18 protein-coding genes are annotated in these 21497 nt (G+C 60.0%); 6 read left to right on the forward strand and 12 right to left on the reverse strand.

Annotated features, from left to right (window positions below):
- The first annotated feature begins 25 nt into the window (after positions 1–25).
- Both C1896_17440 and C1896_17445 read left to right on the forward strand, forming a co-directional pair.
- Positions 26–1315, forward strand: coding sequence for a phosphoribosylamine--glycine ligase (locus tag C1896_17440; protein AZZ46535.1), 1290 nt, complete (start codon positions 26–28; stop codon positions 1313–1315).
- Positions 1316–1430: 115 nt separating this feature from the next.
- Positions 1431–4229 (forward strand): hybrid sensor histidine kinase/response regulator, encoded by a 2799-nt coding sequence (locus C1896_17445; GenBank protein ID AZZ46536.1) that lies wholly within the window; start codon positions 1431–1433, stop codon positions 4227–4229.
- 13 nt (positions 4230–4242) lie between these two features.
- On the opposite strand, the gene C1896_17450 is transcribed toward C1896_17445, so the two are convergent.
- Positions 4243–5499: a cytochrome P450 gene (locus tag C1896_17450; GenBank protein AZZ46537.1), complete on the reverse strand. Its 1257-nt coding sequence runs from the start codon at positions 5497–5499 to the stop codon at positions 4243–4245.
- Between the two features lie 199 nt (positions 5500–5698).
- Here C1896_17450 and C1896_17455 point away from each other — a divergent pair, with 199 nt between their 5' ends.
- Together C1896_17455 and C1896_17460 are read left to right on the forward strand one after the other, a co-directional pair.
- Positions 5699–6649: a hypothetical protein gene (locus C1896_17455; GenBank protein ID AZZ46538.1), complete on the forward strand. Its 951-nt coding sequence runs from the start codon at positions 5699–5701 to the stop codon at positions 6647–6649.
- A gap of 88 nt (positions 6650–6737) precedes the next feature.
- A complete protein-coding gene (locus tag C1896_17460; GenBank protein AZZ47719.1) occupies positions 6738–7484 on the forward strand; it encodes an MFS transporter in 747 nt (248 codons plus the stop codon).
- Between the two features lie 9 nt (positions 7485–7493).
- Here C1896_17460 and C1896_17465 read toward each other — a convergent pair whose 3' ends face one another.
- Positions 7494–8393, reverse strand: a complete 900-nt coding sequence (locus tag C1896_17465; GenBank protein AZZ46539.1) for an AEC family transporter — start codon at positions 8391–8393, stop codon at positions 7494–7496.
- 133 nt (positions 8394–8526) lie between these two features.
- Entirely contained in the window at positions 8527–9453 is a 927-nt protein-coding gene (gene rfbD / locus C1896_17470; protein ID AZZ46540.1) for a dTDP-4-dehydrorhamnose reductase, read from the reverse strand.
- 375 nt (positions 9454–9828) lie between these two features.
- On the opposite strand from rfbD, the gene C1896_17475 reads away from it, so the two are divergent.
- A complete protein-coding gene (locus C1896_17475; GenBank protein ID AZZ46541.1) occupies positions 9829–10227 on the forward strand; it encodes a termination factor Rho in 399 nt (132 codons plus the stop codon).
- 249 nt (positions 10228–10476) lie between these two features.
- Positions 10477–11010 (forward strand): bacterioferritin, encoded by a 534-nt coding sequence (locus tag C1896_17480; GenBank protein AZZ46542.1) that lies wholly within the window; start codon positions 10477–10479, stop codon positions 11008–11010.
- A 77-nt stretch (positions 11011–11087) separates the two neighbouring features.
- Here C1896_17480 and C1896_17485 read toward each other — a convergent pair whose 3' ends face one another.
- The 9 genes from C1896_17485 to C1896_17525 form a co-directional block, all read right to left on the reverse strand.
- Positions 11088–11999, reverse strand: coding sequence for a UDP-3-O-acyl-N-acetylglucosamine deacetylase (locus tag C1896_17485; GenBank protein ID AZZ46543.1), 912 nt, complete (start codon positions 11997–11999; stop codon positions 11088–11090).
- Between the two features lie 111 nt (positions 12000–12110).
- A complete protein-coding gene (locus C1896_17490) occupies positions 12111–13298 on the reverse strand; it encodes a cell division protein FtsZ (protein ID AZZ46544.1) in 1188 nt (395 codons plus the stop codon).
- A 47-nt stretch (positions 13299–13345) separates the two neighbouring features.
- Positions 13346–14593: a cell division protein FtsA gene (ftsA, locus tag C1896_17495; protein ID AZZ46545.1), complete on the reverse strand. Its 1248-nt coding sequence runs from the start codon at positions 14591–14593 to the stop codon at positions 13346–13348.
- A gap of 12 nt (positions 14594–14605) precedes the next feature.
- A complete protein-coding gene (locus C1896_17500) occupies positions 14606–15463 on the reverse strand; it encodes a cell division protein FtsQ (protein ID AZZ46546.1) in 858 nt (285 codons plus the stop codon).
- Between the two features lie 3 nt (positions 15464–15466).
- The gene (locus C1896_17505) at positions 15467–16411 is read right to left on the reverse strand and encodes a D-alanine--D-alanine ligase (GenBank protein AZZ46547.1); all 945 of its coding nucleotides are present in this window, start codon (positions 16409–16411) and stop codon (positions 15467–15469) included.
- Complete coding sequence (locus tag C1896_17510; protein ID AZZ46548.1) at positions 16408–17868, reverse strand: UDP-N-acetylmuramate--L-alanine ligase; 1461 nt, start codon at positions 17866–17868, stop codon at positions 16408–16410. Before C1896_17510 ends, C1896_17505 begins: the two co-directional genes overlap by 4 nt.
- Complete coding sequence (gene murG / locus C1896_17515) at positions 17861–18931, reverse strand: undecaprenyldiphospho-muramoylpentapeptide beta-N-acetylglucosaminyltransferase (protein AZZ46549.1); 1071 nt, start codon at positions 18929–18931, stop codon at positions 17861–17863. Before murG ends, C1896_17510 begins: the two co-directional genes overlap by 8 nt.
- Positions 18921–20153 (reverse strand): putative lipid II flippase FtsW, encoded by a 1233-nt coding sequence (ftsW, locus tag C1896_17520; protein AZZ46550.1) that lies wholly within the window; start codon positions 20151–20153, stop codon positions 18921–18923. The genes murG and ftsW overlap by 11 nt, the downstream gene beginning before the upstream one ends.
- Positions 20153–21496: a UDP-N-acetylmuramoyl-L-alanine--D-glutamate ligase gene (locus C1896_17525; GenBank protein AZZ46551.1), complete on the reverse strand. Its 1344-nt coding sequence runs from the start codon at positions 21494–21496 to the stop codon at positions 20153–20155. The genes ftsW and C1896_17525 overlap by 1 nt, the downstream gene beginning before the upstream one ends.
- Position 21497: the final 1 nt, after the last annotated feature.

Genomic DNA, 21497 nt, shown 5'->3' on the forward strand with positions numbered 1-21497 from the left:
CTGCTCTCAGACGAGAGACTCGAGTATGAACGTTTTAATCATCGGCAGCGGCGGCCGCGAGCACGCCCTGGCCTGGAAGGTCGCGCAGGATCCACGCGTAGGGAAAGTTTTCGTCGCGCCTGGCAATGCTGGTACGGCAACTGAAGCGAAGTGTGAAAACGTCGCAATCGACGTACTCGCCATCGAACAACTGGCAGACTTCGCCGAGCAGAACGTGCAGCTCACCATCGTTGGTCCCGAGGCGCCACTGGTCAAAGGTGTCGTCGATCTGTTCCGTTCGCGCGGGCTCGACTGCTTCGGCCCAACCGCTGCTGCAGCACAACTGGAAGGGTCTAAGGCGTTCACCAAAGACTTCCTTGCCCGTCACAACATTCCTACCGCCGACTACCAGAATTTCACCGAAGTCCAACCGGCACTTGCCTATCTGCAAGAAAAAGGCGCGCCGATTGTGATCAAGGCCGACGGCCTGGCGGCCGGTAAAGGCGTGATCGTCGCCATGACCCTGGCCGAAGCGGAAGAAGCCGTGCGCGACATGCTCTCCGGCAACGCGTTCGGTGATGCGGGCGCACGGGTAGTGATCGAAGAATTTCTCGACGGCGAGGAAGCCAGCTTCATCGTCATGGTCGATGGCACCAATGTGTTGCCAATGGCCACCAGCCAGGACCATAAGCGTGTCGGCGATGGCGACACCGGCCCAAACACGGGTGGAATGGGCGCTTATTCTCCGGCGCCGGTGGTGACCGCTGACGTCCATCAACGTGTGATGGACGAGGTGATCTGGCCGACCGTTAAAGGCATGGCTGCCGAGGGCAACGTCTATACCGGCTTCCTCTACGCCGGCTTGATGATCGACCGCAACGGCGCGCCCAAAGTCATCGAATTCAATTGCCGCTTTGGCGATCCGGAAACCCAGCCGATCATGCTGCGCCTGCAGTCGAGCCTGGTGCTGCTGGTCGAAGCAGCTTTGGCCAAGGCGCTGAACAAGATCGAAGCGCAGTGGGATCCGCGCCCGAGCCTGGGCGTAGTACTGGCTGCAGGAGGCTATCCGGGTGACTACAGCAAAGGCGCCGCGATCCGCGGCCTGGACGCTGCTGCTCAACTGGAGGGAAAGGTGTTCCATGCCGGGACCGTATTGGTGGACGGAGCGGTGACTACCGCTGGCGGTCGCGTGCTCTGCGCTACAGCCCTTGGCGATACGGTCTCCGCAGCTCAGCAAAATGCTTATGCACTGGCCGCTCGCATTGAGTGGGACGGGCATTTCTACCGCCATGACATCGGTTATCGTGCAATTGCACGTGAGCAGGGCGGAAGCTAAGCGCGATATTCGCGGCAATGTGCGCGACGGCAGCTCCTATCGGTCGTTGCGCGCATCACTGAGCGCCAGTACGGTGGTTATAATCCACCGTCACACACATGAAGGGACTTCAATCGTGCGTCGACTCTGGGTCGCCATTGCTTTTACCTTCAGTCTGTTGTTGGCTGCGCTGGTCGCATGGCCTGCATTCGCCGCCATTAGCGAACCGGCTCCCCTTCCCGTATCGCCCGAGGCCCTACCGGCGACAGAGCCCAACTGGCGTTTGCTCATTGACCAATCCGGCCTTCTCACCCTTGACGAGGTTCTGGCTCAGCGCAGCCTGTTCCAGCGGATCGACAAACGTGCCTATGCCGCACCCGCCAGCGAAAACGCCGTCTGGTTGCAGGTGACCCTTCCGGCATTCGTCGACCCGAACTGGTTGTGGATCTTCGCGCCACGCGTGCAATACCTCGATTTTTATTTGCTCCGTAATGGCCAACTGGAACGCCATATTCAAACTGGTGAGCTTAGGCCTCTCGAGTCGCGCCCCCTGCCTACTCGTGCATATCTGTTTTCGCTTCCCAATGACGACACGCCTCGCGAGGCCTACATCCGCCTGCAATCGTCCCACCCGATCATGGCCTGGTTCAGCACCGTGGATGAGATAGGGCTTGTCGGGCTGGCGCAACCGGCTTACCTATTTGGTGCATTGTTTGGTGCCCTGGCCCTACTGACCATCTACAACCTACTGCGCTTTGCCTACACCTTGAGCTACAGCCATGTATGGCTTGCCTTGCTACACAGCGCCCTCCTGACCTCTGCGATCGCGAATCTGGGTCTGCTTGCCGTCTGGTCGCCGAAGCTGATCTATAGCCAGCCGCTGATCGCCGATATGGCCGCATTGCTGACCTGTATTTCCTTGCTAGCCTTCACATACGGCTTCTTCCATAACCGCAAGGTTCCCTGGATAACCGGGGTGCTAGCGCTGGAAGCAGGCCTCGTCAGCGCACTCGGAGCAACCATACTGTTCACCGGCCATCTCTGGTTCAGCTGGTTGATATATGCGCTGGTGCTCGGCACCGCCGCTACCGTTACCGTCGTGGCAATCCATCATTGGCGGCAGCGCTACGAACCCGCCCGATTACTGGTTGCTGGCATGCTGTTGTTCGATGGCGGTTTCGTCCTCGTCCTGCCCGTTCTACTGGGCTTCAATCAATTCGACCCGGATTGGCTGACCGGGATCATGTTCAGCGTGGCTACCTGCTCTGGGTTGATCCTCAGCTTCGCGCTGCTCGAGCGGCAACGACAAATTCAGTCGGACAATCGCAATCAACATACAGCCGAAGCCGTTAACAGCGCGGAATTGCGGACCAAAGCGGACTTCCTGGCAAAGATCAGCCACGAGATTCGTACCCCGATGAACGGTGTGCTTGGCATGAGTGAACTGTTACTCAGCACCTCGCTATCAGCCAAACAACGTGACTACGTCCAGACTATTCACAGCTCCGGTAACGAGTTGCTCAATTTAATTAACGAGATTCTGGACATTTCCAAGCTGGAGTCCGGACAGATCGAGCTGGACGACGTGCAGTTTGATCTCAACGCCCTGATCGAAGATTGCCTCAGCATTTTCCGCGCCAAGGCCGAACAGCAGCGAGTCGAGCTGATCAGCTTTGTCCAGCCTCAGATGCCGCATGTGGTTGCCGGGGACCCGACTCGCTTGCGCCAGGCATTGTTGAATCTGCTAGAGAACGCCTTCAAGCAAACCGAAGAAGGCGAGGTGTTACTGACCGCAGCGGTGGACGACCGCGAGGGCCAGCCCCGCCTGCGCATCACCGTGCAGGACAGTGGAAGACCGCTGGAAACAGAGGAGCGGGATGCTCTGCTCAACGCTGCGTTGGATAGCCGCGACTTTCTCGCCGCGACGCGCCATGGTGGCCGCCTCGGCCTGATCATCGCTCGACAGCTGATACACCTGATGGATGGCGAGTTCGGCATTCAGACCGGCGGCATCGCCGGTAACACGCTGTGGATGAGTTTGCCACTGTCGGCCGAGATCGCCGAACCCGCCAGCGATCTCGACAATCAGCTCAAAGGCGCCCGGCTGCTGGTGGTGGATGACAACGATACCTGCCGAAAAGTGCTCGGCCAGCAGTGCAGCAGCTGGGGCATGGAGGTCAGTGCGGTTGCCTCAGGCAAAGAGGCGTTGGCGCTGCTGCGAACCAAGGCGCACCTACGCGACTATTTCGACGTGGTTTTGCTTGATCAGGACATGCCCGGTATGACGGGCATGCAGCTGGCCAGCAGAATCAAGGAAGACTTCAGCCTCAATCACGACATCCTGCTGATCATGCTAACCGGCATGAGCAGCGCGCCGAGCAAGATCATCGCACGCAACGCCGGCATCAAACGCATCCTGGCTAAACCCGTCGCCGGCTACACACTGAAAACCACCTTAGCGGACGAGCTTGCGCGCCGCACCAGCGCAATCACGCAGTCGTCGGCGACCCAAGCCAACGCACCGCTTACGGTGCCTGACGATTTCCGCATCTTGGTCGCAGAGGACAACAGCATATCCACCAAAGTCATCCGCGGCATGCTGAGCAAACTCAACCTTAAACCGGATACCGCCAGCAATGGAGCGGAGGCGCTTGCACTGATCAAAACGCACCCCTACGACCTGGTGCTCATGGACTGTGAGATGCCGGTGATGGACGGCTTTGAGGCAACCGCACAGCTACGCGCTTGGGAAACCTCCGAGGCCAGGCCGCGGACACCGGTGGTGGCGCTAACTGCGCATATTCTCAGCGAGCACCGAGAGCGCGCCCGCGAAGCCGGGATGGATGGGCACATGGCCAAACCTGTCGAAATGTCCCAGCTACGCGAGCTGATCGAGCACTGGGCCCGGACCCGAGCAGCCACGGCGGATCGCTAGTCTTTGATCATGCCTAGCGGGTTGGCGGCACATACCTAACATCGCTGACGATCAGCAGGCTTTCAGGTTGGGCAGGCATCCGAGACGCTTTGATCTCAAGGTCTTGGGCCGGCACCGCATAGCTCATGCGCCGAGTCAGCATCCGCAGGGCGTTCACCAGCAAAGCAATCGCCAGTGGTTCCCCTGGACAACGATGGCCCGTCGCAGCGTCGCCGCCGCCTTGAGTAATGAAGTTAAAGGCACTTCCATCCCAGGTCGAAAAACGTTCGGGCCGAAACGCTTCGGGCTCCTCCCAGAGCCTGGCATCGCGACTGGTACCGTAGAGATCCAGCAGCACCCGCGTGCCCTTCGGAAAGAAATAGCCCCTCCATTCAAAATCCTTTCGCACCCGCGCTGCTGTAAATGGGAAGAAGGCATGCAACCGGCGAACTTCCTGAGCGAAAGGCTCTAACGCCGAATCCTCCTGCTGCAGGCGCTGCCGCCACTGGGGGTGCGCTAGCAGTTCCACAGCAGCAAAGATTACAAAGCGTGCTACCGCGACGGTGGGGCGCAACAGATTAAGCATTTCGACCGCCGCCACTCGCTCGTTCAGCAACGCCCCATCCATATCACGATGCCGAGCGATAACCGCCAGCGGCCGGTCCTTATCGACCTTCAACACCCCTGCTCGCCATTGCCTGATCAGCTCGACCATCCAGGTCTCGGCTTCTTTGCGGGCTCGTCGGGCATGCCAATGACGGGCCCCAATGCCACCCGCGCCGTCAATCATGGCGGTCAACTGGTCACGACGTTGAGTCACTTCGTCTTCGGCGAGCGGCACGCCAGCCCACTCGCATACGGTACGGGTAAGGATCGTCTGCACCTCGGTCATCAGAACCAGGCGATCACGGTGTTGCCACGTCTCGATGGCCGCTAGCCAATAGGCCTCGCTCAAACGGACCAGCTCTACCACTGCCTCGTCGGACAGCAGCGACATGAACAATGCCTTGCGATGCCGGTGGGCTTCGTCATCCAAGCCCTGCACACCACCCTCTCCGAACAGCGTCTTCTGCAACATGCGCGGCGCTGCGTGCTGACGCTGGAAAAGCCGCTCCTCATAGAACAGCTTCGCCGCTTCTTTGCCACTCATGCAGATGGTGTTCTGCATAAGCAGCCGAACCTGGAAAATATCTGTTCCAAGCCTGTGGCAGCGACTGGGGATAAATGGATAGCCTTCGCCAAGTAACGAAAGCGAGCTTTCTGCCTGGGAAACGCGGGGAATATCTGGCATGAGCACACCTGTGTAGTTGCTCCACGATGGACTCCACCGCGGTACAGGGGTGCCCCAGTTAGGTACCTTTCGTCCAACAATGAACAAAACGCCCGGTCCGCTGCCGATAAAAGACCGGCCGAATTATTCAGCGACGTAGCATTACCCATTGTCCGAACCTTCGCTTCGAGGCATGAGCCGTCGCCAAGGAGCCCACGCAATGATGAAGAGGAGCGATGTCGCCTGGACCCTTGTGGGTATCACGGCGGTAGTGCTGTCCGGTTATCTGCTCTATCAGGAAATACGTGATCTTTCACTGGCCGAACTGACCGACAGCCTCGCCGCGATCAGGGCCCGTAATTGGATGCTGGCCGGACTGGCAACGCTGGGAGCCTACTTTGCATTGGCCTGGTACGACCGAATCGCCATAGCCCACCTGGGTAAGCACATATCATGGTGGTTCATCACGCTCTGCTCGTTCACTACCTACGCCCTCGCCCATAACGTTGGCGCGTCCGTATTTTCTGGTGCAGTCGTGCGTTACCGTGCATACCGCAGCAAAGGACTGACGCCTCATGAGATCGGCGTACTGATCGTGTTCTGCTCGTTAACCTTTCTACTTGGTACGCTGTCGGCCAGCGGCATCGTGTTGATCTGCAGACCGGAATTGCTCAACAGACTCGTCGATGCCGAGCCATGGCTGTCGATTGCAATAGGCGTTTCGCTGCTATGCCTTGTCGGGCTTTACGTGATCGGCGCCTGGCGACATTTCCCGCCAATGCAGCTCGGCAAGTGGCGAATCACTTACCCGCGGCTGCCTATTGTCGGGAGGCAGCTGATTGCTGCGCCGCTGGAGCTCGCATGTGCCGCGGCAATCATCTATTTTGCGCTGCCCGAGACAGGCAATCCCGGCTATCTGGTGGTGCTCGGCGTATTCCTTGCCTCATTCTCGCTGGCGTTGTTGTCACACGCACCCGGTGGACTTGGGGTGCTCGAAGTGACTTTCCTGGCCGCCATGCCGGAGCTGCCTACGGCTGATGTGCTAGCCGCGCTAATCGTATTCAGGGGTTTCTACCTGCTTCTGCCGCTTGCCCTGGCAATCCTGGTAGTCGCGTTGTTTGAAGCGGGACAGTGGTCGCTGCGGCGACGCGCCGGCCCTGCGAGGCGCTGAGCGAGTCACGAAACGACACCATTGCCCTATGGCTATGCGCGCCTTGCCGCGCGATCATTCGCCCTCTTACGAGACGAAATCGAATCACATGACCAATACCCGCACTAACCGACCCAGCTCCGAGCAACCGGCCGCGCACAAGCCGCGCCCTTTAATGGACCTGGCCATCAGCATCGTCATCCCATCGCTGATCCTGATGAAACTCAGCGGCGAAGACCGCCTCGGCGCGGATGGCGCACTTTTGCTGGCGCTGGCCTTCCCACTCGGCTGGGGGTTGTTCGAGCTGGTGAAATACCGCAAGTTCAATTGGATAGCCCTGCTGGGCCTGGTCAGCGTGCTGCTTACCGGCGGCATCGGCTTGCTGCAGCTCGATTCGAAATGGCTGGCAATCAAGGAAGCGGCAATTCCCGGCATCATTGGTGTCGCCGTACTGGCCTCCACCCGCACACGCTTTCCGTTGATTCGCACCTTGCTCTACAACCCCAAGGTGCTGAACGTCGACAAGGTCCATGAGCAACTTGAGCGCAACGGGCAAACCGCTCACTTCGAGACGCGATTGCTGCGCGCGACCTACTTTCTCAGCGTCACCTTCTTCTTTTCGTCGTTCATGAACTACGTACTAGCCAAATGGATTGTCAATAGCCCCGCCGGTAGCGAGGCATTCAATGCAGAACTCGGCCGTATGACCTTGCTCAGCTATCCGATGATTGCAATCCCGAGCATGGTGATGATGATGGCGATCTTCTACTACCTCTGGAAGACCATCCACGGCCTGACCGGGCTGCGCCTGGAAGACATCGTCGCCAACCATGCGCGCACCGACAGCCAGACCTGACCAACGCAGTCAGGTCGACAGTAGCAGCATCCACAAGGGCAAGCTGATCACCGCCAAAAGTGTCGAGAGAAACACCGTCGAGCTGACTGCGCGGGTGTCTTCCTGATTGACCACGAAGGCCAGCACGTTGACACCGCTCGGGCACGCGGCCAGCAATACCAACACGCTCAAGGCGTCATGACTGAGGCCCGGCATCCATCTGCCGACATGCCAGACCAGCAATGGAAACAGAGCTAGCTTCACCAGCGTCAGCCCGAGAGCCGTGGCGCTAGGCCGCAACCGATAACGTGACAGACTGATGCCCAGCACCATCAGCGCACAAGGCAACGCAGCCTGGGCGAGCCAATCAGCGACACGCCAGATCGGCAGCGGCAGGTCCCAGCCGGATATGTTCAACAACGCACCGAGCAACAGGCCAACAATGAGCGGGTTGGCCAAATTCTTCAGCAACGCCACGGCATTGACCTTTTGCCCCGAGCCGAACGCGTTGTAAAAGCTTTGTAGCGAGAACAGGACCAGGCTGTGAAACACCAGAATGGCGAACACGTACACGAGGCTCGCCGGCCCGAGCAACGTGGTCACCAGAGGGATCCCGACCAACACGTTATTCGAGTAGGCCGCGGTCAAGCCTAGGGGCGACGCTCGCCCGAGCAGACGGTGAGCAATCAGCGCCACCACCACGAAAACGGTGAGTACCGGCCCGAAATAGGCCAATAACAGTGTCACTGACATCCCGTCGCTAAGCTGCGCACGGGCAATGCCGGTGAACAAGACTGCCGGCATGAACAATTTGAAGGTGATATTGGCGAGCCCAGCTGCCGCCTCCCCCGCCAGCCAGCCACGCCAGCCCAACAGGTAGCCGAGCATGATCAAGCCGAAGATCGGCAATATTGCCTGAAACACCACCACGCGGCTTCTCCAGCAATCGTTGCGACTTCATGTCGCCCCGCAAAAGACCGCGCAGAATACCCGAGTCTCGCGTCAGATCACCACATCACGCCTAGGCCGATGCGCCCAGCGTAGATATCGCCACGTTGGGCGCTCAGGCCTGGGTGTGCTGCGCGGCACCCGCGGCTGCAACAGCTGCGGCCTCGGCCAGCGCATCGAGCACAATGGAAAGGTCGTCATGCCAGTCGTGGGTTTCGATGCCAAATGTCGTCTCGAACTTCGAGCAATCGAGTACCGACCAAGCCGGTCGGCGCGCGGGGGTGGGGTATTGAGCGGTGCTAATAGGCGATACCTTGGGGCGGGTAGCAAGCATGCCCTTGGCTTCCGCCTGACGGAAAACTTCCACGGCGAAATCGAACCAGGTACACGGGGAGCGCCCACTGTAATGGTAGAGGCCCCACGCCAAAACGCCGTTCTGGGCATAACGCTGCGCCAGTTCCAGCAACGCATCGGCAATGCTACCAGCCTGAGTGGGACAGCCATACTGATCGGCAACCACCGATAGGGCGTCGCGCTGGCAGCCAAGGCGTAGCATGGTTTTCACGAAATTGTGGCCATGCACCCCATAGACCCAGCTGGTTCGCAAAATAAGATGCTCGTCCAGCACGGCTTGAATGGCCGCTTCGCCCGCCAGTTTGCTAGCACCATAAACACCTGTTGGCGCGACTTCATCTTCCTCTCTATAAGGCGCTTGAGCATTTCCGGAAAACACATAATCAGTGGAGATGTGCAGCAGGGGAATGGAGGCTTGACGAGCCGCTTGCGCCAGCCGTTCTGCACCGTCGCGGTTTACGCTATAGGCCCTCTCACTGTGCGTCTCGGCGTTGTCGACATGCGTGTAAGCGGCCGCATTGATGATAAGCCCCGGCTTGAGCCGGCTAACCAGATCAGCCACCTGCCCCGCGTCCGTGATGTCAAGATTGTCGCGAGTCATGCCGAGCGCTTCGAGACCGTACCCGCTGGCACGGTTTATCAATTCGTGACCGACCTGGCCACCGGCTCCGCATACTAGGATTCGCATCTGGTTAGCGCCTCGTTCAAGGCCTGCCGTAAAACGGCAGGCATGGATTCGTAACAAACTCGATACACGCATCAGTCTGCAGCTACCGAGATAGCGCGGCCCGCGCTTGGTTCAGGCCAGCATAAATGCGTTTTGTTCCGCCCGATCGAGGCGTAGCAAGAATTATTGTGCTTGCGCTGACCTAACGCGTAGCCTCGGGCCGTGAGCAGGATGTCCCATCCATGCCGTCGCCGGGCCGGTTGCGCCAGCCGGCAATGCTAACACGAGTGAAACTCGAGGCCGGCAACGGGGACCAAACAGAATAGGCGGCGCGGCAAATCGCCAGACGCCACTGCCAGTAGGTCCACATCGCTATCCCACCAGGAGGACGCCGTCATGCCTAGAGGCGAGAAATCCAAATACACCGATACACAACAACGTAAAGCCGAACATATCGAAGACAGCTATGAAGAGCGCGGCGTACCAGCTAAAGAAGCAGAAGCGCGAGCCTGGGCCACTGTCAACAAACAATCCGGTGGGGGCGAAGGCAAAGGCGGTTCGGGGCAAGAGAAAAGCGAGACAGCCAAGCGAGCCGACCGCAAGGATTCAGCACATCGAGCGGCAGAGGCTCGCTCCGGCGATTCACCCAACAAGAGCTCGGCACGTAGCGACCGTTCAGGTAGCACATCCCTTACTGATCTCACCCGCGACGAACTGATGCATAAAGCGCAGGAGCGTGATGTGCACGGTCGTTCGAAGATGCGCAAGGACGAGCTGATAAAGGCGCTCAGTTGATGGGAAATAGAATGCAGGAACCCGACCCTCGGGACGATGGGACACCAAGCCCGATTCCCGAACCTGAACGCAAAGAACCCGGTGAGCCAATTCCTATTGAAGAGCCGGGCAAGCCGGAACGCCCCAGTGACGGACGCGGCTAAACTTTCCGCATCCCTGCCTATCACAGCTTAGGGCCCAGCGAAACGCCAGCAGGCGCGACGGCCACCCGGCTGCGCATATCGCGCGCCACAGACCCAGGAGACCGTGATGAGTTACGTGCAATTGAGCGATAAACAGACTTTGCGCGAGCGCGCGCGCCAGCATGTTGAAAACGGCGCGGTGACCGAAAGCTACTCGGCCGACCGCGATACGGTGATCAACCTGCTCAATGAGGCGCTGGCGACCGAGCTGGTCTGCTACCTGCGCTACAAGCGCCACTACTATATGGCCACAGGCTTGAAATCGAGCGTCGCCGCTGAGGAGTTTCTCGAGCACGCCAATGAAGAACAAGAGCATGCCGACCGTCTGGCCGAACGCATCGTTCAGTTGGGTGGCGCCCCGGACTTCAACCCGGACAGCCTCACCGAGCGCGCCCATGCGCAATATGCCGAAGGTAATGGCCTACGCGATATGGTGTTCGAGAATCTGGTGGCGGAGCGCATCGCGATCGACAGCTATCGCGAAATCGTCCAATACATCGGCGATAAAGACCCGACAACGAGGCGCATTTTCGAAGACATTCTTGCTCAGGAAGAAGAGCACGCCGACGACATGGCTGGTCTGCTAGATGGAATGAACTGAAGGCAGTTCACGAACCTCACGTTGTCCTCAAAAAAAGGCCACCCGAAGGTGGCCTTAAAAAGGAAAGAGAGTACAGCTCAGCCGGCAGCCGCCGGACGCATGTAGGAGATCGGTGCGGTCTGGGACTCTTCGAACGTCACCACTTCCCACGCATCCTTCTGGTCCATCAGAGTGCGCAGCAAACGGTTGTTCAAGGCATGTCCGGATTTAAAGCCGCGGAATTCGCCGATCAGGCTAGTGCCCAGTAAGTAAAGATCACCAATTGCATCGAGAATCTTGTGTTTCACGAACTCGTCCTCATACCGCAGGCCGTCTTCGTTAAGCACATGGTCTTCATCGACCACGATGGCGTTTTCGACGCTTCCACCCAGGGCCAGGTTGTGCGAGCGAAGGAACTCGATGTCGCGCATGAAACCGAACGTGCGCGCGCGACTGACCTCCTTGACAAAGGAAGTACTGGAGAAATCCACGCTGGCAGTCTGGGTTCGGCCTCGGAAAACCGGATGGTCGAAATCGATCTCGAAACTCACCTTGAAGCCTTCGAATGGCAGGAATGTGGCGCGCTTGTCGCCATCCTCCACCGAAACCTCGCGGATGATGCGGATGAACTTCTTGGGCGCGTCCTGCTCCTGCAGTCCGGCCGATTGAATCAGGAATACGAAGGGACCAGCGCTACCGTCCATGATCGGCACTTCCGAAGCGGAAAGCTCAACATAGGCATTGTCGATGCCCAGCCCAGCCATCGCTGAAAGCAAATGCTCCACCGTATCGACTTTGACATCACCGCTGACCAGCGTAGTCGACATGGTCGTCTCGCCAACGTTCTCGGCCCGTGCGGCAATGTGCACAGGCGGGTTGAGATCGGTGCGACAGAACACGATTCCGGTATCCACGGGAGCCGGCTTCAGGGTGAGGTAAACCTTCTCCCCCGAGTGCAGGCCGACGCCAGTGGCGCGAATGATGTTCTTCAAGGTGCGTTGTCTGATCATGGCTCGTTTTCGCTAGTGCGCTGTTGCGAATGGTTTCCAACAAAGGTGGCGATCATAGCAGAACCCAACTTTGCTGAATACCAATCACCCCGATAGTCCTGATACATCCAATCAATCAGCCTGACGACGCAAGAATGCCGGGATGTCCAGGTAATCCAAGTCCTCCTGAGGATTCATTTTCGCCGCGGTAGCCGCTGCGTGGGCCTGATTACGCATCACGGTCGGGCGGTCCAGGTCACGATAGTTCACTGCTGCCTGGTCCTGACGCGCGGCTGGGGCGGTCTGCGGCGCGACGGCTGCAGTCTGCAAGGTATTGTCTACAACCTTGACCGGCTTCTCATTGCGCGGTCCGAGACCAGTGGCCACAACCGTCACGTGCAGTTCGTCCAGCATATCGGGGTCGATAACGGCACCGACCTTAACGGTCGCTTCGTCGGAAGCGAACGCCTCGATAATCTCACCCACCGCAGCGTACTCGCCCAGCGAAAGATCCAGACCAGCGGTAATGTTAACCAGAATGCCACGCGCGCCCTGCAGGTTGACGTCTTCCAGCAGTGGGTTGCGGATCGCGGCCTCGGTGGCCTCGCGAGCGCGGTTCGGACCGGTGGCACAACCCGTCCCCATCATGGCCATGCCCATCTCGCCCATGACCGTTTTAACGTCAGCGAAGTCGACGTTCATCAGGCCTGGACGCTGCATGATGTCGGAGATGCCGCGCACGGCACCGGTCAGCACATCGTCAGCCTTGGCGAAGGCGGAAAGCAGGCTCGCATCCTTGCCGAGGATGGTCAGCAGCTTTTCGTTGGGGATGGTGATCAGCGAGTCGACACACTCGGACAGCTGGCGAATGCCTTCGTCGGCGACCTGCATGCGACGACGCCCTTCGAACGGGAACGGACGGGTCACGACTGCAACGGTGAGAATGCCCATTTCCTTGGCCACCGAGGCGATGACCGGCGCGGCGCCGGTGCCGGTACCGCCGCCCATGCCGGTGGTGATGAATACCATGTCGGCGCCCTGCAGCACCTCGGCAATGCGCTCGCGGTCATCCATCGCGGCCTGACGACCGATATCAGGATTGGTACCGGCGCCCAGCCCCTTGGTAATGGCCGAACCCAACTGCAGTACGGTCCGGGCTTCGATTTTCTTCAGCGCCTGAGCATCGGTGTTGGCGCAGATGAATTCCACACCTTCAACGTTGTTGCGCACCATGTGATTGACGGCGTTGCCGCCGCCTCCGCCTACGCCAATGACCTTGATCACTGCACTTTGCGGGGTATGATCTACGAGTTCGAACATTTCCCTCTCTCCTTCCAGCTTTCTAGTTTTAGGTACAGCCGCACTGCTCAGAAATTGCCCTGGATCCAGCTCTTGAGCCGGTCCACGACAGATGTTTTGGGTTCTTCGGCGAAATTACCGAGACCGGACATGGATGCGCCGTCGGTCTGCTTGCGCATTCCGTAAAGCAACAGGCCCACACCCGTTGAATAGATGGGATTGCGGACCACGTCCGCGAGTCCTTTGACGCTATGGGGTACGCCTAGGCGCACCGGCATGTGGAAGATTTCTTCTGCGAGTTCGACGGCGCCTTCCATCTTGGCTGTACCGCCGGTGAGAACGATCCCTGCTGGAACCAGATCCTCGTAGCCACTGCGACGCAGCTCGGCCTGAATCAAGGTGAAGAGTTCGTCATAGCGCGGCTCCACGACTTCGGCCAGAGCCTGACGTGAGAGTTCCCGCGGCGGCCGCTCGCCGACGCTCGGTACCTTGATGGTCTCGCCAGGCCCAGCCAACTTGGCCAGTGCGCAGGCGTAGCGGATCTTAATCTCCTCCGCATACTGAGTCGGAGTGCGCAGCGCCATGGCGATGTCGTTGGTGACTTGGTCACCTGCAATCGGAATGACAGCGGTATGCCGGATAGCGCCTTCGGTGAAGATGCAAATGTCGGTGGTCCCGCCACCGATATCCACCAAGCAGACGCCCAGCTCTTTCTCATCATCGGTCAGCACAGCATGGGCCGAGGCGAGCTGTTCCAAGATGATGTCGTCAACCTCTAGACCACAACGACGTACGCACTTTTCGATGTTCTGCGCTGCATTGACCGCACAGGTGACCACATGGACCTTGGCTTCCAGGCGTACCCCGGACATGCCCAGTGGTTCGCGCACACCTTCCTGGTTATCAATCACGTAATCCTGCGGCAGCGTGTGCAGAACCCTTTGATCAGCCGGGATCGCCACAGCCTGTGCAGCGTCGAGCACACGTTCGAGGTCGGCGGTGCTGACTTCACGATCACGGATGGCAACGATGCCGTGCGAGTTGAGGCTGCGGATATGGTTGCCAGCCAGGCCGACGAACGCAGAATGGATTCGGCAGCCCGCCATCAGCTGAGCTTCTTCAACTGCGCGCTGGATCGACTGAACGGTGGACTCGATATTGACCACCACGCCTTTTTTCAATCCACGCGACGGATGGGTCCCGATCCCGACGATCTCGAGCTCGCCATCCGGCGTCACTTCGCCGACCAGCGCCACCACCTTGGAGGTGCCGATATCGAGACCGACGATCATCTTGCCGCTTTGCACGCTAGACATGTGTTTCATTCCTCAATTCTTCGCTACGACGGATTCGTCCGTCGTGGTCGGGCTCGGCTCCCGCCACGCAACGGCGAGGCCATTGGCGTAGCGAAGGTCGATCCGCGCAATTTTGTCGCTCTCCTGCGCCAGCTCTTGCTGGTAGATGGCAGTGAAGCGCCGCATTTTTTCGATTATCTGATCCCTTCCCAATAGCAGCTCGACGCCCTGCCCGGTCGTCACAAACCAGCTGCCCCGTGCTCGCAGTTCCAGGCGAGCAATGGAGAAACCGAGGGGCCGCAGCATCTGGCTGAGCACTTGGTACTGCTGCATCACCCGCTGCTGGGCCCGCTTCGGACCATATAACTGCGGCAAGTGTTCATACCGAGCCAAATTGTCCGGCGCGAAGGCCTGACCGTTGTTGTTCAGCAGCGATTCGTCGCCCCAGCGGGCAATGGGCAATTGCTCGTCAAGACGCACCATGACCTCATCCGGCCAGATTCGACGCGCTTCGACATGGGCTATCCACGGCATCTGTTCAAGGTCGCGACGCAAAGCGTCGAGATCAACCTTAAAGAAACTGGCTTCGACAAACGGCGCCATGCGCGCCTGCACCGCTTGCTGATCGACGTAGGTCAGTTCGCCCCGAACGCTTACCTTGGCAATCGGCCGATCGGCATAGGGCGCGAGATAGTCACCCAGTTGGTAAAGCCCCACAGCCAGCCCCACAAGCAATACCGGCCACAGTGCACGCTTGAGCGAACCCAGGCTCGGCCGAGGCAAGCGCGCCGAAAGCGGTTCGCGCTGCACCAGGCGGCTCGCACCCCGCTGTACCGGCTTACGCGAGGTGCGGCCGGTGGCGGGTTGAGAGTGACGCAGCGTGGTGATCATCGATCAGTTCCCCGTCGCCAGGCTGGCATCCAGAATTGCAAGTACCAGCTGCTGGAAATCCAGCCCTGCTGCCCGCGCAGCCATCGGCACCAGACTGTGATCGGTCATGCCCGGTACGGTATTGACTTCCAGTAGCCAGAAAGCCCCCGCGTCATCCTGCATAACATCGACACGCGCCCAGCCCTGGATACCCACTGCTTCGCAGGCGCGAGCGGACAAGTCCTTCAGCTCCTGTTCTTTGGCGGCATCCAGCCCGCAAGGGATCCGGTACTGGGTGTCATTGGCGACATACTTCGCGTCGTAGTCGTAGAAGGTGTGCGGCGTACCCAGACCAATCGGTGGGAGCACCGTGCCGCGCAGAGTGGCGATAGTGAACTCCGGCCCCTGGATCCATTGCTCGACCAGCACCTGCGAGTCGTAAGCACTCGCGCCGCGCCAGGCAGCGATAAGTTCAGCGACACCGCCGACCTTCGCCATGCCGATGCTCGAGCCCTCGTGCGCCGGTTTGACGATCAGCGGAAAACCCAGACTCTCGGCCGCGGCCCGACAATCGGCCTCGCTGGCCAGCACGGCATGCCGCGGGGTCGGCAGACCAAGGCTCTGCCACACCTGCTTGGTGCGCAGCTTGTCCATCGCCAGCGCCGATGCAAGGATGCCGCTCCCGGTATAAGGAATTCCGGCGCACTCGAGCAGGCCTTGCATGCTGCCATCTTCACCGCCACGCCCATGCAGCACGATAAAGGCGCGATCAATGCGTTCGCTGCTCAGCCGAGCCAATAGATGATCGTCAACGTCGATGCCGAACGCGTCAACACCGGCCGATTGCAGAGCCGCGAGCACTGCCGCTCCAGACTTCAGCGACACTTCGCGCTCGGCACTCTTGCCACCGTAGAGCACGGCGACCCGGCCGAACGTTTGGGGGTCACGGGTCGATTGCAGGGCCGTCATTCGCTCTTCCTCGTGGCGCTTGCAGCACCAGCAAACAGGGGACTATTGATAAGTTGCGGGGCCAACCCGCCTATGTCGCCAGCGCCCTGGCAAAGCAGAATGTCGCCCGGACGCAGCAGCGGTTTGACCAACGGAGCCAAGTCGACACCGCGCTCGATGTAGATCGGGTCGAGTTGGCCGCGCTGGCGGATGCTGTGGCAAAGATGGCGGCTGTCGGCGCCAGGAATAGGGTCCTCGCCGGCTGGATACACTTCCATCACGAGCAACACATTCGCGTCGTTCAACACCTGCACGAAGTCGTCGTAGAGATCACGTGTCCGGCTGAAGCGGTGCGGCTGATAGACCATGACCAAGCGACGCTCGGGCCATCCGCCCCGGACGGCCTGGATCACGGCGGCCACTTCACGCGGGTGATGGCCGTAATCGTCGACGAGCATCACACTGCCGTCTTCGACCGGTAACTCACCATAAACCTGGAAACGCCGGCCGACCCCACCAAACTGAGACAAGCCCTGGACGATCGCCTCGTCGTCGATGCCCTCGTCAGTGGCAATCGCGATAGTTGCCAGGGCGTTGAGCACATTGTGGTTGCCGGGCATGTTGACCGACACATCGAGCGCGTCGAAGCCGTCCCGCAGCACCGTGAAATAGGTGCGCATCCCTTCCTGACGAACATTGATCGCCCTTACGTCAGCATCTTCATGCATGCCGTACGTAGTGATAGGGCGTCCCACCTGTGGAATGATTTCGCGCACTACCGGGTCGTCGACACACAGCACCGCCAGCCCGTAGAACGGCAGGTTGTGCAAGAACTCGACGAACGTCTTCTTTAGCTTGCCGAAATCGCCGCCATAGGTGCTCATGTGGTCGGCGTCGATGTTGGTGACGACAGCGACCATCGGCTGCAAATGCAGGAAACTGGCGTCGCTTTCATCGGCCTCGGCAATCAGATAGCGGCTGGAACCCAGCTGGGCATTGGTGCCTGCCGCGGTCAGGCGGCCGCCGATCACAAAGGTCGGATCCAACCCACCCGCAGCAAACACAGACGCCAGCAAGCTGGTAGTGGTGGTCTTGCCATGGGTACCTGCTACGGCAATGCCATGGCGATAGCGCATCAGCTCGGCGAGCATCTCGGCGCGCGGCACGACAGGTATTCGCTGCTCGAGCGCAAAGGCCACTTCCGGATTGGAAGCGTTGACCGCACTGGAAACCACCAGTACATCAGCCCCAGCGACGTTCCCAGCCTGATGACCGATGAAAATGTGCGCGCCGAAATTCTGCAGGCGCTCGGTGCTGGCCGAGGTTTTGAGATCCGAACCGGAAACGTCGTAACCGAGGTTCAACAGCACTTCGGCGATGCCGCACATGCCAACGCCACCCACTCCGACGAAGTGAATCCGGCGGATGCGGCGCATGCGACGTACTTCGGCTTTGACCGCAGCTGGGGACTTAGCCATGCGCCACCTCCAGACAGATATCGACGACGGTTCGGGTGGCGTCCGGCCGAGCCAGGCGACGTGCCGTGGCTCCCATGGCCTTGAGTTTTTCCGGCTGCATCATTACCTCGGTCAACTGCGCGGCCAGTGCGGCAGCATCGGTCTTTGCTTGGGGAAGAAGAACGGCGGCGCCTTCCTTCGCCAGATATTCGGCGTTACGGGTCTGGTGGTCGTCGATCGCGTGGGGCAGCGGCACCAGAAACGAAGGCAGCCCGGCAGCTGCCAGCTCGCACACCGTCAGCGCGCCGGAGCGGCAGATCACCAGATCGGCCCAGGCATAAGCCCGCGCCATATCCTTTATGAACGGGGCAACCTCAGCGTCGACACCTGCTGAGACATAGCGCTCCTGAGTAATCTCGGCGTGCTGCTTGCCAGCCTGATGGAAGACCTCAGGACGCAGCTCGCTAGGCAACTGGGCGAGCGCCTCCGGCAACAGCTTGTTCAGCGGTTCAGCACCCAGGCTACCGCCTAGCACCAGCAGCCGTGGGCGGCGGCCAAGCAACGTCTGTCTCGGCGTCTCGAGAAACAACTCATGGCGCACGGGATTACCGGTGGTGCGGCGCTTCGAGCTTGCGCCGAATGTATTCGGAAACGCCTCGCAGACGCGCTGCGCAAAGGGCACCAGGCTGCGATTGGCAGTTCCAGCGACAGCGTTCTGCTCGTGGATCACCAGAGGGACCCCTGCCAACTTAGCGGCCAGCCCGCCCGGGCCCGTCACGTAGCCACCAAGCCCAAGCACACAAACCGGTCGTAGATCACGGATCACGCGCCGCGCCTGACCAAGCGAGCGCAGCAGCTGGAACGGCGCCTTGAGCAAAGACCCCAGTCCCTTACCACGCAATCCGCTTACCTGAATCAGATGCAGCGGCAATCCAGCAGCGGGAACCACTTCGTTTTCGATGCCTCGCGGCGTGCCCAGCCAGTGCACGCTATAGCCACGGTTCTGAAACTCGTGAGCGCAGGCCAACGCCGGAAATACATGCCCCCCGGTTCCGCCCGCCATGATCAAAACATTACCGCCCATACGCGGCCCCCTTGCTCTGGGGTGCAGGCGCCTCAGCAAAATCCTCTTCGCTGAATTCGGCATCTTCACTGCCCAGCACCGTACGGCTTTCCCACTCGATGCGCAGCAGCAAGGCCATGCTGGCGCAGGTCACCACCAGCGAGCTGCCGCCATAACTCAGGAACGGCAAGGTCAGACCTTTGGTCGGCAACAGCCCGATATTCACGCCAACGTTGATCAGGAACTGACCGAGCCAAAGGAACGCAACGCCCCAGGCGATATAAGCGGCGAAGAACTGCCGCGCCCGTTCGGCCGCAAGCCCGATGTACAAGGCGCGAACGCCAACGAAAGCGAACAGCAGAATGGTCAGCAGCGCCCCCACCATGCCCAGCTCTTCGGCGAGCACGGAAAAAACGAAATCGGTATGCGCCTCAGGCAGATAGAATTGCTTTTGCACGCTGTTGCCGAGACCAACACCCAGCCATTCACCACGCCCAAATGCGATCAAGGCCTGCGTCAGCTGGTAGCCCGCACCGTACTGATCAGCCCAGGGATCGGTGAAGGTGATCAACCGCTGCAGTCGGTACTCCTGCGTCTGTACCAGAACGAACACCGCGCCGACAGCGAGCAGAACCAGCAGGCTGAATCGAACCAGGCCGACGCCCCCGAGGAACAGCATGGCGACCGCCGCTCCCATCATCACCACGGTCGCACCGAAGTCCGGCTCAAGCAGGAGCAGCATGGCCATGGGAAGCAAAACCAGAAACGGTTTGAGAAAGCCCCATAGGCTTTCCCGCACCTCTTGTTGGCGGCGCACCAGATAACCGGCGAGGTAAACCACGACGAACAGCTTGGCCAATTCCGACGGCTGTACGTTGAAGGCGCCGAAGCCGATCCAGCGCATGGAACCGTTCACCTCGCGACCGATGCCTGGAATCAACACCAGGATCAACAGCACGAAAGCACCGATCAGCAGCATCCAGTCCAGCCGCTGCCAGACTGAGAGGGGCACCAACAGAACCAAGGCTGCGGCGACAAGTCCGAGCAGGACGTACACCAGGTGGCGGATCATGTAATACATGGGATTGCCGACGTTCACCGCTGCGACTTCGGAGGACGCGGAAGTGATCATGACCAAGCCAAGGCCCAACAACGCCAGGCAGCCTGCGAGCATCGGGAAGTCGAGGTCCAGACCGCGACGGCTGAACAGGGGCGAAGGCGCACTACGCAAGAATGCGAGCATCAGCTGAGCGCCCCCACCGCGGCGGCGAACTGACGTCCGCGATCTTCGAAATTCTCGAACATGTCGAGGCTGGCACAGGCTGGCGACAGTAGGACCGCATCGCCGGGCTGGGCCAGCTTGGCGGCAAGCTCTACGGCGTCTTGGAGTGTCTGGACGCGGTGGATGGGTGCAGCCCCGTCAAGCGCAGCCGCGAGCTGGTGAGCATCGCGCCCCAGCAAAACAACCGCGCGGCATTGATGCGAGACCGGACTGTGCAAGGCCGAGAAATCGGCACCCTTGCCATCGCCACCGGCGATGAGCACCAACTCACCCGTGATGTCGCTACCCAGCCCATCAATTGCGGCCAGAGCAGCTCCGACGTTAGTCGCCTTCGAATCGTCGTAGTAGGTAACGCCTTTGCGTTCTCCGACCCACTGGCAGCGATGGGCCAGCCCACTGAAGTTTCGCAGGGTCGTGAGCATCGGCCCGAACGGGAGGCCGACAGCGTGACCGAGAGCCAAGGCCGCCAGCGCATTGGACTGGTTATGCGCCCCACGCACCTTCAATTGGTTGGCCGGCATCAGCGCATCGAACTGGAAGGCGAGATATTTCTCGCCATTTTCTTCGAACAACCCGAAGCCCTTGAAATCAGGCTTGCCGAGGCCGAAGGACCAGGTGGGTAGATCATCTGCGATCAGCGGCCGACTGAGGCGATCATCACGGTTGATCACAACCTGACGTGCACCACGGAATATACGATGCTTGGCCTGGTGGTAGGCCGGCAGCCCGTCGTAACGATCCATGTGGTCTTCGCTGATATTCAGACAGGTTGCGACCTCGGCATTCAGCTGGTCTGTGGTTTCCAACTGGAAGCTCGACAGTTCCAACACGTAGAGCTCGACATCGTCATTGAGCAGATCCAGCGCTGGCGTACCCAGGTTCCCTCCCACGGCCACCTTGCGACCGGCCGCAACAGCCATTTCGCCGACCAAGCTGGTCACCGTGCTTTTCGCGTTCGATCCGGTGATAGCCACGATTGGCGCCTTGGCTTCGCGAGCGAACAGTTCGATGTCACCGGACAGCTTCACTCCGTTGGCCGCTGCAGCCTGCAATGCCGGCGTGCTGATCGGCAAACCCGGACTTACCAACAGCTCGCTGGCGCGGCTGAGGAACTGCGGATCGAGCTCGCCACACCGAACCTCAACATTCGGGTACTGCGCTTGCAGAGTGGCCAGCTCCGGTGGGTTCGCACGCGTATCGGCGACGGCAAACGGCACACCGCGGCTGGCCAGATGGCGAACCAAGGACATGCCGCTCTTGCCGAGACCTACGACGATGCGGAACTGATCGGAAGCGATGAGCACT

It is taken from the genome of Pseudomonadaceae bacterium SI-3, assembly GCA_004010935.1.
Taxonomy (GTDB): domain Bacteria; phylum Pseudomonadota; class Gammaproteobacteria; order Pseudomonadales; family Pseudomonadaceae; genus Stutzerimonas.

Bases quoted from the DNA above. Each gene is read 5' to 3' on its own strand.
- C1896_17460 (AZZ47719.1), top strand. From the start codon at position 6,738: ATGACCAATACCCGCACTAACCGACCCAGCTCCGAGCAACCGGCCGCG.
- ftsA (AZZ46545.1), bottom strand. From the start codon at position 14,593: ATGTCTAGCGTGCAAAGCGGCAAGATGATCGTCGGTCTCGATATCGGC.
- murG (AZZ46549.1), bottom strand. From the start codon at position 18,931: ATGGGCGGTAATGTTTTGATCATGGCGGGCGGAACCGGGGGGCATGTA.
- C1896_17480 (AZZ46542.1), top strand. From the start codon at position 10,477: ATGAGTTACGTGCAATTGAGCGATAAACAGACTTTGCGCGAGCGCGCG.
- ftsW (AZZ46550.1), bottom strand. From the start codon at position 20,153: ATGCTCGCATTCTTGCGTAGTGCGCCTTCGCCCCTGTTCAGCCGTCGC.
- C1896_17510 (AZZ46548.1), bottom strand. From the start codon at position 17,868: ATGGCTAAGTCCCCAGCTGCGGTCAAAGCCGAAGTACGTCGCATGCGC.
- C1896_17455 (AZZ46538.1), top strand. From the start codon at position 5,699: ATGATGAAGAGGAGCGATGTCGCCTGGACCCTTGTGGGTATCACGGCG.
- C1896_17505 (AZZ46547.1), bottom strand. From the start codon at position 16,411: ATGACGGCCCTGCAATCGACCCGTGACCCCCAAACGTTCGGCCGGGTC.
- rfbD (AZZ46540.1), bottom strand. From the start codon at position 9,453: ATGCGAATCCTAGTATGCGGAGCCGGTGGCCAGGTCGGTCACGAATTG.
- C1896_17485 (AZZ46543.1), bottom strand. From the start codon at position 11,999: ATGATCAGACAACGCACCTTGAAGAACATCATTCGCGCCACTGGCGTC.
- C1896_17500 (AZZ46546.1), bottom strand. From the start codon at position 15,463: ATGATCACCACGCTGCGTCACTCTCAACCCGCCACCGGCCGCACCTCG.
- C1896_17475 (AZZ46541.1), top strand. From the start codon at position 9,829: ATGCCTAGAGGCGAGAAATCCAAATACACCGATACACAACAACGTAAA.
- C1896_17490 (AZZ46544.1), bottom strand. From the start codon at position 13,298: ATGTTCGAACTCGTAGATCATACCCCGCAAAGTGCAGTGATCAAGGTC.
- C1896_17450 (AZZ46537.1), bottom strand. From the start codon at position 5,499: ATGCCAGATATTCCCCGCGTTTCCCAGGCAGAAAGCTCGCTTTCGTTA.
- C1896_17440 (AZZ46535.1), top strand. From the start codon at position 26: ATGAACGTTTTAATCATCGGCAGCGGCGGCCGCGAGCACGCCCTGGCC.